Annotated in this window: 8 protein-coding genes and 1 pseudogene; 6 read left to right on the top strand and 3 right to left on the bottom strand. The window is 49.3% G+C overall.

From position 1 onward, the window contains the following. Positions 1 to 262 precede the first annotated feature (262 nt). On the bottom strand, positions 263 to 1,915 hold the full coding sequence (locus O3276_RS05800; protein WP_269674593.1) for an IS1634 family transposase: 1,653 nt from the start codon (positions 1,913 to 1,915) through the stop codon (positions 263 to 265). A 176-nt stretch (positions 1,916 to 2,091) separates the two neighbouring features. Here O3276_RS05800 and O3276_RS05795 point away from each other — a divergent pair, with 176 nt between their 5' ends. After that, complete coding sequence (locus O3276_RS05795; protein WP_269674789.1) at positions 2,092 to 2,517, top strand: helix-turn-helix domain-containing protein; 426 nt, start codon at positions 2,092 to 2,094, stop codon at positions 2,515 to 2,517. 484 nt (positions 2,518 to 3,001) lie between these two features. Here the strand turns inward: O3276_RS05795 and ubiT are convergent, their stop codons facing one another. Together ubiT and thiM are read right to left on the bottom strand one after the other, a co-directional pair. Further along, entirely contained in the window at positions 3,002 to 3,508 is a 507-nt protein-coding gene (gene ubiT, locus O3276_RS05790; RefSeq protein WP_269674788.1) for a ubiquinone anaerobic biosynthesis accessory factor UbiT, read from the bottom strand. After that, positions 3,505 to 4,302, bottom strand: coding sequence for a hydroxyethylthiazole kinase (gene thiM / locus O3276_RS05785; RefSeq protein WP_269674787.1), 798 nt, complete (start codon positions 4,300 to 4,302; stop codon positions 3,505 to 3,507). Before thiM ends, ubiT begins: the two co-directional genes overlap by 4 nt. A 473-nt stretch (positions 4,303 to 4,775) precedes the next feature. On the opposite strand from thiM, the gene alaE reads away from it, so the two are divergent. From alaE to O3276_RS05760, 5 genes and pseudogenes are all read left to right on the top strand, one after another. Further along, positions 4,776 to 5,204 carry an L-alanine exporter AlaE gene (gene alaE, locus O3276_RS05780; protein WP_269674786.1) on the top strand — a complete coding sequence of 143 codons (429 nt, stop codon included), beginning with the start codon at positions 4,776 to 4,778 and terminating at the stop codon, positions 5,202 to 5,204. A gap of 395 nt (positions 5,205 to 5,599) precedes the next feature. Further along, positions 5,600 to 7,348: a dipeptide ABC transporter ATP-binding protein gene (locus tag O3276_RS05775; RefSeq protein ID WP_269674785.1), complete on the top strand. Its 1,749-nt coding sequence runs from the start codon at positions 5,600 to 5,602 to the stop codon at positions 7,346 to 7,348. Between the two features lie 107 nt (positions 7,349 to 7,455). After that, positions 7,456 to 9,025 (top strand): annotated as a pseudogene (locus O3276_RS05770) (ABC transporter substrate-binding protein). 132 nt (positions 9,026 to 9,157) lie between these two features. Continuing rightward, on the top strand, positions 9,158 to 10,138 hold the full coding sequence (locus O3276_RS05765; RefSeq protein WP_269674784.1) for an ABC transporter permease: 981 nt from the start codon (positions 9,158 to 9,160) through the stop codon (positions 10,136 to 10,138). After that, the gene (locus O3276_RS05760) at positions 10,135 to 11,112 is read left to right on the top strand and encodes an ABC transporter permease (protein WP_269674783.1); all 978 of its coding nucleotides are present in this window, start codon (positions 10,135 to 10,137) and stop codon (positions 11,110 to 11,112) included. Before O3276_RS05765 ends, O3276_RS05760 begins: the two co-directional genes overlap by 4 nt. Positions 11,113 to 11,137 lie beyond the last annotated feature (25 nt).

The raw sequence follows: 11,137 nt of genomic DNA, 5'->3' as shown, positions 1-11,137 counted from the left end.
CCTCTTTTGCCACGGAGGAAAAGATTTGTTCTGTTTTCCGTGGCAAAATCGAAGCCTTCCATGGGGTTATCAAACGGATCATCTATAAAGCGTGCGGTTACAATGACCTTGATTACTTATAATCTGACACTAAGGCAACGATGTCAGAGGCGGTATTATTCGCCTGGCCAACCCTGTGTTGTGACTTGAAAAGTGGTGGATTATTGATATTGGTGGTAATAACCTGCGACTCATTGCCTTTATCCGCCTTTCACCACCCCAATCAGGAATATACCGACTCATATAAAATGCCTAAAACTTGAATGATCGTCCATTGTCTTTCCTTCAAACCGACCACACGTTGTTCCTGATTATTGACCGTTAATACACTAACCCCTTGAAAACAGAAAAACACCCATCTCGCCGTTGGATTCTGGCAGGGCTTTTTTTTCTGGTTTAAGAATACACGGCTCTGCTTCTTCAATTCATACCTTATTCTGTGTTGGATAGCAGCATAGACCATCAGACACAGTGTCATCACCATTAACAGGGCCTCAATTCGTTCCGCTTTCTTCAGGTAGAGTGAGGAAACCAGAAAGTCCGGGCTCTTCAGGAATCGAAAGCCACCTTCAACCTTCTGTTGTGACTTGTAGGTAGACAACAGCTCAGCGGCATTTATGCCCTTGTGGGTATTCAAACCCTTTTGGTCCAAATCATTGGTGCCCAAGATAAAGCAACCCAGTGAGGCCAGCGAATTCTCTCTTTTCTCGCAGGAAACAAAGCATGTGCTCTGTACAAAATATTCGAAGTGATCAGGCTTACTATCTGACGATGGACGCCCTTTGCCCGGATAGCAGGGTTTACAGATAACCTCAGGTTCCGTTTCACTTTGACAGAGTTTCGATTGTTTCTGCCACAAGGCAAAAGCCTCCAATGCATCGTCCCGGCACAGAAAAGCCTTTTTACCCAACTTTTCCAGATCGCGGGCTTCTTTCAGTGACTGTTTCTGCATCTTTCTGGTTAGCGTTTTCTGTTCACTGAGCCTTCGCTTTTTATTGAGAAACAAGAACCATCGTTGTCGAACATCACCATAACAGGCAGGTACTTCAGTAAAAGAATAATCCTCATAGCCTTCAACAGGCTCCAGTGCCATCGCAGGCGCTTTGCCGACCAGCTCCTTGGCATCCTTGATATTCAGCGGCACCCGGGAGATAAACAGCTGTTTTTGCTTATCAAGCAACTGGAGGGTTTCAGCAACGTACATGGCTGCATCTGCGACCAGATAACGGTTATTCAAAGCTGCCTTAAAACACGACAAATGATTTTTGATAATTTCCTGAAAGCAAGTTTTGTCGTTTACATTACCACTCGCAGGTGCCATAAACACAGGGATACCCGCCTCATTTTCGGTGATTAACTGCAAGACAACCTGATTCAGGTCAGGCCGGTGATCACGGCTATAGCCGCGGCAGATATGGATGCAGTTCAAGTCATCAGGGTTTTCATTACTGTTATAGACACCGTCTGTATGAAGGCTGGTGCCGTCCAGGTTTAATGCCTTGCAGGGCAGCTTTAGATGGTTGACGACCTTAATGGCAAGATTCAGGTATAAGTCACTGACGCCAACTTCATAAAGACTGTCGAGAGCCCGGCCAAGTATTTTGTCGTTTAAGTGTTCTGCCTGGATGCCTTCCCCAATGAGGCGATCAATCGGCTTGTCCTCAAAAAACTCAGGGACCAGATAGAGGGTCTGCCCTGTAAAGCCCAGCCCATTGATGATCATTGCGACCACAGCCTGTCCAATGGTGACATTGCGTGCATCAGAGTCATTGGTTATGCGTGCATCGAAATATTCGGCTATCTTTAGCTCCCGGCACATGGCGGCAACCAGGCCAAGGTGATTAAGGTTCTTAGACTGGTATTGAACTGGCGGCATATCGGTGCTCCTGAAGATCTGATCAGTCCTTTGACATCAGGTTTCAGGAAAATATCAATCGGGGTGGTGAAAGGCAGCTTTATCGAATTTAGAGATAACCGAATGTACGTGAAACATATTGTCCCTCATTCAGAGTACGACAAGTTATGCAAAAAGTACCTAAAGGAGGCCGGTTCATGAGATACGCCAATTTAAAAGAAAAGGCAGTGAACTTTTTTGCAGAGGCTCGTTTCATCAGTCGCATCCACAATGAGTCTGAGTATGAGCAAGCTCTGGAATTAATGGATGAACTGGTTGAAGATTATGACCGATACCTGCCATTGATTGAGGTGCTTTCTATCGCTATTGAAAAATGGGAAAAAGAATCCGCAGAGTTTTCTGAGTTTAACCGACACATCGAAGCACTTGATGATGGTGTCGCTATTCTTCGGACTTTGATGGATCAGTACCACTTAAAGGCAGATGATCTTAAAACCGAATTAGGCAGTAAAAGCCTGGTATCGATGATCTTAAACGGCTCAAGAAACCTGACCAGAGATCATATTCAGGCTCTGTCCGAGCGATTCAAGATTTCACCGTCTGTGTTCTTTCACAAAACCTGAGCGGTTTCCACAAGGCGTTGCATCAAAGTACGTCTTAAATTGTTTCTGGCTCCGAGTGCTGTAATATCATTTTTGCCTCCTTCTCGCGATCTTTGAGGACAAGATTGCTCAAATAAATGGATTGAGCACTTAAGCCCCTCCATATCTACTATAAAAACGCACCAAGATATACTACGTAGACACTTCGACAAGGCAGAGGCTCCCCGGCAAACACTAACATTGCCGGAAAGCAAAGCTTTTATTGTGCTTTTTGGACAGTGGATTTTAATAGACGCTCTTAGGGTAGACATTAAGCGTCTACTCCCCTCTTCGGGAAGTTAAAGATGGAACCACGAAGGACACAAAGAGCACAAAGAAGAGATTTTCTTTTCCTTTGTGCTCTTTGTGTCCTTCGTGGTTCCATTCAAAAGCAATTGAAAATGGAGGGGTAAGCTTAATGTCCACCCTAAGAATAGACGCTGCCAACTGCCAACTGCGTCAGACTTTATTTTCTCTGCAACCGCTGCCCCACCCGCGCCAATCGCTGCACAGGAATCGGCAACTGTTCCAGCTCCAGGCTATCCAGCAGGTTTTTTACTCCAAGCCCCAGCTCAGTGTCACCCTCAATCATCAGGCTGCGTTGAAAGAACAGGGTATCCGGGTCTTCCTGTCGGCCGGCCAGTTTCAGGAAAGATTTGCTGTCTCCCCGGAATTCAACATCAAAGTGTCGTGGGCCGGTAGCGGTCAGCTGACTGCCATCGAAACTGATAAAGAAGCTGATGTCGAGATCGGTCATATGGATTTTCAGGCAGCGATTTTCCAGAAAATCAAAATCGCCTTCTTCTATTGGCGTATGGAAGATGTGGTTGATGGCTTTGGTCAGCGGCTTGTTCACCATGGCTGATGGCAACAGCCTGACCGGCAGGCCCAGTAACTCAATACCTGGTTTTTTGAATCTCTCCCGCAGGTTAATACCGGGCAGAGGAGGTCTAATAGATGACAGCAGACTCAATGACAGCTCCTTCTCATATTGCTCACTTTTTCAAATTTCTCAATGGTGGCCCGGTCCAGCAAGTACAGCTCATCCAGTATGCGCAGTTGCAGGGAGCCAGGGCCGGGGCAATCCATACTGGCCAGTTCGCCGGCAATGCCAAGACAGGTAAGGCCGGATACGGCAGCAATCAGTGGTGTATCGCAGACCGCAAGAAATGCGCCGATGATGGCAGTTGCCGTACAACCGGTGCCGGTTACTCTGGCCATCATCGGGTGGCCATTATTGATTTTGTAGACGTCGTAGCCATCGGTCACATAATCGGTAGCACCGGTTACCGCGATAATCAGGTGATGTTCACGGGCCTTTTCCTGAATAAATTCCAGGGTAGACTCACTGCTACTGCTGCTGTCGACGCCTTTGCCCTCATTGGCACCGGTAAACAGGGCTTTGATCTCGGAGGCGTTGCCCCGTACGACGGATGGCTTGTTGGCCAGCAACTGTTTATTGCCTGTCAGCCGGAAGGGTGTTGCCCCGACACCGACCGGGTCGAGAATCCAGGGCTTTTCAAGTTGTAATGCCGTTTCTGTGGCCAGAAGCATACTTTGCAGACTGGAGCCGGTCAGCGTTCCAGTATTGATCAGCAGGCTGCCGGTAATGCTCACCATATCAGCGACTTCTTCAATGGCATGGGCCATGATCGGCGATGCACCAATGGCCAGCAGGGCATTGGCTGTGGTGTTGGTGACCACATCGTTGGTGATGTTGTGAACCAGCGGCTGCTTTTCTCTCACTTCTTTGAGTGAATGAATCATTTGTTCTTGCATAGGAAAGGCCTTTTTATCCATGTTCAATAATAATGATGTCTGGCGGACAGTGAATTGACACGTGTCACGGTCTTGTCTCCTGACAAATGATTTCAAGAGTAGATCATTTGTTATCAGGCTGGTTGTTGTTAGCAATAATTCCTGTTTAAAATAATTATCTTGAAATTATATTCTGCAAATTATCTAAATATGGATTTATTAGCTATTGTTTTTTGTCGTATCTAGCTATATTTTTCACCGCCTGAATACTGCTGTTTCAGTCCAGTTTTCTGCTTTTCAGTTATCCCGTCAGATCTCAGTTTTTACCTATGGAAGGGGCTTCAGAACCTTCTCCTGAACAGACTGGCGGATTCTATGTACTTTCAAAAGAATTGACCGGTTCTTCCTTTACAGAATCGGTGCAGGGATTTTTTTGCGCTTTTTTTGCCCGATCAGGGCTTTTTGTTTCAGGAGCGAGGGAGATGGTTTTTAATCGGGATATGTTGGCGGATACTTTTGCCATGATTACCTTTGGTATTGTGGTTGGCATGAGTGTTGAACTGCTGGCAGGGCTGAGTTTTGAACAGTCACTGCAATCCCGTCTGATGAGTATTCCCGTTAACCTGTTAACGGCAAGAGCTTATGGACTGTACCGTGACTGGCTGATTCGTCGTGGCCGGTTTATCGGCAATGGCTTTATGCAAATGACGTTGCTGGATGCCCTGGCGTTTCTGTCGTTTCAGATTCCGCTGTATGCCTTGCTGTTATTGTCGACGGGGGTCAATCTGGAGCAGTTGCTGGTTGCCTGTGCAGGGCAGATAGGAGCGATGCTGATTATGGGGCGGCCATACGGAATCTATTTGCAGCTCTGTCGCAACTGGTTCAAGCCTGTCACAATTCCTGTCGTATAAAAATTCTTCAGTTTTGCATGAATAAAGCCCTGATTCGTAAGCGATTTTCGAATCAGGGCTTTTTCTTTTCCTGTCCTGCCGGTATAGTTACTTTCCGAAATGAGTCGACATGGTTTTATGTATTTGTCGACGCACTCTGGCATTAATAACATAACCTCCATGCACTCATGTCACCCATGAGTCCGGCCTGAACTTCTATTCAATTTGTGACGGCTGTTAGGGGGATAAGCTGTATCACGTATCGTCTGTATCTGTCGTAAGCCAAACTGCGCTGCCCTCTGTGGGGGGACCATTGTTATCCTATATACGGCAGCGTATTTGCATCATGGCTTGCGAGTTTCAGAAGCTGAGGTTCACCTTCTGACGTTCGGGACTGAGCATTACAAGGGGGAAGCATGTCCTTACTGGAAGTAGAAGGGCTGCGCATTGAGTTTCCATCTCGTTATGGCACTGCTGTAGCTGTTAAAGGGGTTTCATTTACCCTCGAAAAGGGGGAGATACTGGGCCTGGTCGGTGAGTCCGGTGCCGGTAAATCCACCGTTGGCAATGCGGTCATTGACTTGCTGAGCCCTCCCGGTGTGGTGGCTGGTGGTAATATCAAGCTGGATGGCCAGGCCATCAGTGGTCTCAGTGGCGAAGCCATTCGTCGGATCCGTGGTCGTCGTATCGGGTTTATTTTTCAGGACCCAATGACGTCTCTTAACCCGCTTCTGACCATCGAAACCCAGATGGTGGAAACCATCATGGTCAACCTGGGGCTTGATAAAGCTGCGGCCTATAAAAAGTCAATTGAACTGCTGGCCTCGGTGGGCATTGCAGAGCCAGAAGTCCGTATCAGGCAGTACCCTCACCAGTTTTCCGGCGGTATGCGACAGCGTGTTGTTATTGCCATTGCCCTGTCCGGCGACCCTGAGTTGATTATTGCCGATGAACCCACCACGGCGCTCGATGTCTCGATTCAGAATCAGATTCTCGAATTGATCCGCAAACTCTGCAAAGAGCGGGACGTTGGCTGCCTGCTGGTCACCCACGATATGGGGGTTATTGCCAATGTGACGGACCGTGTCGCTGTTATGTATATGGGTGACCTGGTGGAACTCGGTTCTACCGAACAGATTCTATGTCGCCCGGAACACCCTTATACCCAAAGCCTGATCAGTGCCGTGCCCAGAACCGACATTAAACTGCACCGCTTTCCCAGGGTTGAGTACATCGAAAAAGAGCAGGGTCGTCATATTGATGTGAAGAATCACTGGCTGGGGCAGAAAGAGCAACTTTCTGAATTGCATGCAGAGATGAGCGACCATGCCCTGCTGACCGTGAAAGACGTTAACCTTCGTTTTGAAACCCAGTCTGCGTTCCTGAAAAAAAATCGCCGTTATGTTCAGGCATCCAACCAGGTGTTCTTTGAGGTGCGCTCCGGTGAAACCTTTGGTCTGGTGGGGGAGTCCGGTTCCGGTAAGTCAACGATTGCCCGGATTATTGCCGGTCTTTATCCACCAGACTCGGGATTGATTGAGTTTGCCGGTCAGGATATTACCCGGCTGACTGAAAAGCAGCGTAAGCCATTTCGTCGTCAGATCCAGATGGTGTTTCAAAACCCCTATTCCAGCATGAATGCCCGAATGACGGTGCAGGACATCATTGCCGAGCCCATTCATTTTCATCAACTGGCCGAATCTGAACGTCAGATCAATAGTATTGTGGCGGATCTGCTGGATCACGTTGGCCTTGGTCGTGGGGCCGGGGTCAAGTACCCCCATGAATTTTCCGGCGGCCAGCGTCAGCGCATCTCCATTGCCCGGGCATTGGCAACCCGCCCCAGATTCCTGATCTGTGACGAGCCGACCTCGGCGTTGGATGTCTCGGTACAGGCTCAGATTCTCAACCTGTTAAAAGACCTTCAGGAAGAGCTTGGCCTGACCATGCTCTTTATCAGCCACGATCTGCCGGTTATTCTGCAGATGTGTGACCGCATCGGTGTGATGAAGATGGGAACACTGGTTGAAGTGGGGGACACCGACCGGATTTTCAGTGATCCTCACCATGAATACACCCGACATCTGATCAATATGATGCCAAGGGTTGAGAATTTGTCTCGCAGTGGATTGGATATTGAAGCCAGTGTTGCTGCGCATTCTTAAGAGCATGGACTGTTATTGACATGGAGTGTGCGTCGCCTGTCTGTCTGCAAGGTGACAATAATTTTAAACAGTGAAACACCTGTAATGGGGGAACGATGAAAAAAAACATGAAGCTCTCTATAAAGAGACCTATAAAGAAACTGGCCGGAGCAATTCTGGCAGCATCATTGGCGGTAGGGGCCCAGGCCGCTACTTTAAAAATGGCCTACGATTCCGATCCGGTATCTCTGGACCCGCATGAGCAGCTGTCCGGTGCCACGCTGCAGTTGTCGCATCTGGTATTTGATCCACTGGTTCGCTGGGATGACAACCTTCAGTTTGAGCCTCGTCTGGCGGAAAAGTGGCAGCGTATTGATGACAGGACCATGCGCTTTACCCTTCGTAAAGGCGTTAAATTCCACAGCGGTAATGCACTGACGTCTGCCGACGTTCAATGGACTTTTCAGCGACTGGCCAGCAGTCCGGACTTCAAAGCGGTGTTCGAAGCCTTTTGCCGCCGTGAAGGTCATTGACGACCATACCTTTGACCTGGTGACCAAAGAGGCGTTCCCCCTGGTACTGAACTCTGCCACCTATATCTTCCCGATGGACAGCAAGTTCTATGCAGGTCTGGATAGCACAGGTCAGGAGAAGTCGCTGTTGAAAAAGCACAGCGATACCTATGCCTCTAAAAATGCTTCTGGTACCGGGCCGTTTATTGTGACCGAGCGTGAGCAGGGCGTGCGTGTCGATTTCCAACGGTTTGCTGGTTACTGGGATAAGCAATCGCCGGGTAACGTGGATGAAATTGTGCTTACTCCCATTAAAGAAGGTCCAACCCGTGTAGCCGCTCTGCTGTCCGGTGATGTGGACTTTATCTTCCCGGTGCCGCCTAACGATCATGAGCGTATCAAGCGGTCGGGCAATACGGATCTGGTGACCCTTGGTGGCACCCGTATCATCAGTTTCCAGTTGAATCAGGAGCGGGTTCCTGCGTTCAAAGACCAGCGTGTTCGTCAGGCCATTAACTATGCCATCAACAATGACGGCATCGTTAAGAAAATCATGAAAGGCTTTGCGACACCTGCCGGTCAGCAGGGGCCAAAAGGCTACGCCGGGTATGTTGATGATCTGCAGCCACGCTATGACCTGAAAAAGGCCAGGCAGCTGATGAAAGACGCCGGTTATGAAGATGGTTTCGCCATCACCATGATGGCTCCCAATAACCGTTATGTGAACGATGCCCGGATCGCTCAGGCGGTGGCTTCCATGCTGTCAAAAATCAACATTAAAGTGGATCTGAAAACCCTGCCAAAAGCGCAGTACTGGCCAGAGTTCGATGAGCGTTCTGCGGATATGATGATGATTGGCTGGCACTCCGATACGGAAGATTCCGCCAACTTTACCGAGTACCTCACAGCCTGTGCCGATTCGGTTTCCGGCTGGGGACAGTACAACTCCGGCAATTACTGCAATGAGGCAGTAGACGCGCTGGTTAAGAAGGCAGGTTCTGAAACCGATCCAACCGTACGGGCACAGATTCTGCAGGACGTTGAGCGTACCCTCTATGAGGAAGCAGCCTTTGTTCCCCTGCACTGGCAGAACCTTGCCTGGGGTGCCAGCAAGAATGTGGCCGCCAAAGACGTTGTTAACGTGATGAACTTCCCTTACCTGGGCGACCTGGTGATTAAGGAGTAATCACCTTGATCACCTTTATCTGAAGGACGACAGCAGTCATTTTACTTCCTGTGAAGTGACTGCGGTCAGCACCGGTTATTAGTTATCCGGTGCATCGACTATTGGCATCGCAGGCTATGGGCATCGATATTTATGCTGTTATTTTTAATGCGTAGGCTTATGCAGGGGCTGATAGTGATGTTTGTCATCAGTATTATCAGCTTTTCCATACAGGACAATCTTGGGGATCCACTCCGGGAGCTGGTAGGGCAATCGGTGTCAGAAGCCGAACGTGAAAAGTTGCGTGACGAGATGGGGCTAAACGACCCGTTTCTCACTCAATACACAAGATTTATGGGCAACGCGTTACAGGGCGACCTGGGGGATTCTTATTTTTTTAAAGCACCAGCGCTGGACGTTATCCTGGCCAAAATGCCCGCCACCCTTGAGCTGGTGTTTGCCGCGAGTTTGATCATTATTCTGGTGTCTATTCCCGCTGGTGTGTATTGCGCCATCCGACCCAACAGCTGGGTTACCCGGTTAATTCTCGGGTTCAGTATTCTCGGTATTTCTGTTCCTGTTTTTCTGACCGCTATTTTCAGTATTTACCTGTTCTCTATTGAGCTGGGCTGGCTGCCATCTTATGGCCGTGGTGAGCTGGTGCCGGTTATCGGTGGCTGGGAGAGTGGCCTGTTTACTCAAGATGGCCTGTTGCATCTGATTCTGCCTGCCATCTCGCTGGCCAGCATTATGCTGCCACTGTTTATCCGGCTGATTCGCTCTGAAATGTCAGAAGTGTTGCATACCGAGTACGTCAAGTTTGCCAGAGCGAAAGGGTTGAAAAAGGCGCGTATCTACTTCCTCCACGCCCTGAAGAACACCATGCTGCCGGTGATTACCGTTGGTGGTGTGCAGATAGGAACCATGGTCGCTTATACCATTCTTACGGAGACTGTCTTCCAGTGGCCGGGCATGGGCTTTCTGTTTCTGGAAGCGGTCAACCGGGTGGATACGCCGCTGATTGTTGCTTACCTGATCGTTGTGGGTGCCATTTTTGTGGTGGTGAATACGCTGGTGGATCTGCTGTACGGCCTGATTAACCCCACCGTCAGACTGGCGAGGAGTGCCCAATGAGTGAATTGATATCGAACACGCCGGTTGATCAGGAATCTGCTGCGGCTAATCTGGCACCAGGGCGCTGGGAGCGTTTCAGGAACTCTACCTTCTGGTACAGCTTCACCCGTGACAAGGTGGCCATGGTCTGTGCCCTGATTTTTGCGCTGTTGGTCGGGGCTGCGCTGTTGGCTCCGATTCTGGCACCCACCAATCCCTACGATCTTTCCACCATTGATATTATGGATTCGGAAATTCCTCCGGTGTGGGCAGCAGAGGGGGATGAACGTTTTCTGCTGGGCACCGACGACCAGGGTCGTGATCTGTTCAGTACCATTCTTTATGGTATGCGCATCTCATTGGCCATCGGTCTGTTTGCTGTTTTGTTGCAGGCTTTTCTGGGGATCGTTCTGGGCCTGACCGCCGGTTACTTTGGTGGTCGAATCGATAGTTTTCTGATGCGGGTTGCGGATATTCAGCTGTCGTTCTCTACCATGATGGTGGCGATTATCGTGCTGGCGGTTTTCCAGGCCTCTTTTGGTTCGGAGCTCTACAGTAAGCTGGCCATGTTCATGCTGATACTGGTGATTGGTATTGCTGAATGGCCTCAATATGCCCGTACGGTTCGGGCATCGGTATTGGCAGAAAAGAAGAAGGAGTATGTAGAGGCGGCCAGGGTTATGGGTTTTGGTGCCGGACGCATTATGTTTCGACATATCCTGCCAAACTCACTGTCGCCTATTCTGGTGATCTCGACGGTGCAGATTGCCAACGCGATTATCAGTGAGGCTGCGTTGTCGTTCCTGGGGCTTGGTATGCCGGTATCCCAGCCCTCTCTGGGGTCTCTGATCTCCAGTGGTTTTGAGTATATCTTCTCTGGCAGCTGGTGGATTACGGTTATTCCCGGGATTGTGCTGGTGGTGCTGGTGTTGGTGCTCAACCTTCTGGGTGACTGGCTCAGGGATGTATTGAATCCAAAACTGTATAAGGGTTAAGACACGGCTTCAATTTATTGGTTCC

The organism is Endozoicomonas sp. GU-1, assembly GCF_027366395.1.
In the GTDB taxonomy this organism is placed as follows: domain Bacteria; phylum Pseudomonadota; class Gammaproteobacteria; order Pseudomonadales; family Endozoicomonadaceae; genus Endozoicomonas.
This window is presented reverse-complemented; position numbering and strand designations above follow the sequence as displayed.

What these genes read in the sequence shown, in the direction of transcription:
- O3276_RS05800 (WP_269674593.1), bottom strand. Translation starts at nt 1,915, where the DNA reads ATGCCGCCAGTTCAATACCAGTCTAAGAACCTTAATCACCTTGGCCTG.
- O3276_RS05795 (WP_269674789.1), top strand. Translation starts at nt 2,092, where the DNA reads ATGAGATACGCCAATTTAAAAGAAAAGGCAGTGAACTTTTTTGCAGAG.
- thiM (WP_269674787.1), bottom strand. Translation starts at nt 4,302, where the DNA reads ATGATTCATTCACTCAAAGAAGTGAGAGAAAAGCAGCCGCTGGTTCAC.
- alaE (WP_269674786.1), top strand. Translation starts at nt 4,776, where the DNA reads ATGGTTTTTAATCGGGATATGTTGGCGGATACTTTTGCCATGATTACC.
- O3276_RS05775 (WP_269674785.1), top strand. Translation starts at nt 5,600, where the DNA reads ATGTCCTTACTGGAAGTAGAAGGGCTGCGCATTGAGTTTCCATCTCGT.
- O3276_RS05765 (WP_269674784.1), top strand. Translation starts at nt 9,158, where the DNA reads ATGCTGTTATTTTTAATGCGTAGGCTTATGCAGGGGCTGATAGTGATG.
- O3276_RS05760 (WP_269674783.1), top strand. Translation starts at nt 10,135, where the DNA reads ATGAGTGAATTGATATCGAACACGCCGGTTGATCAGGAATCTGCTGCG.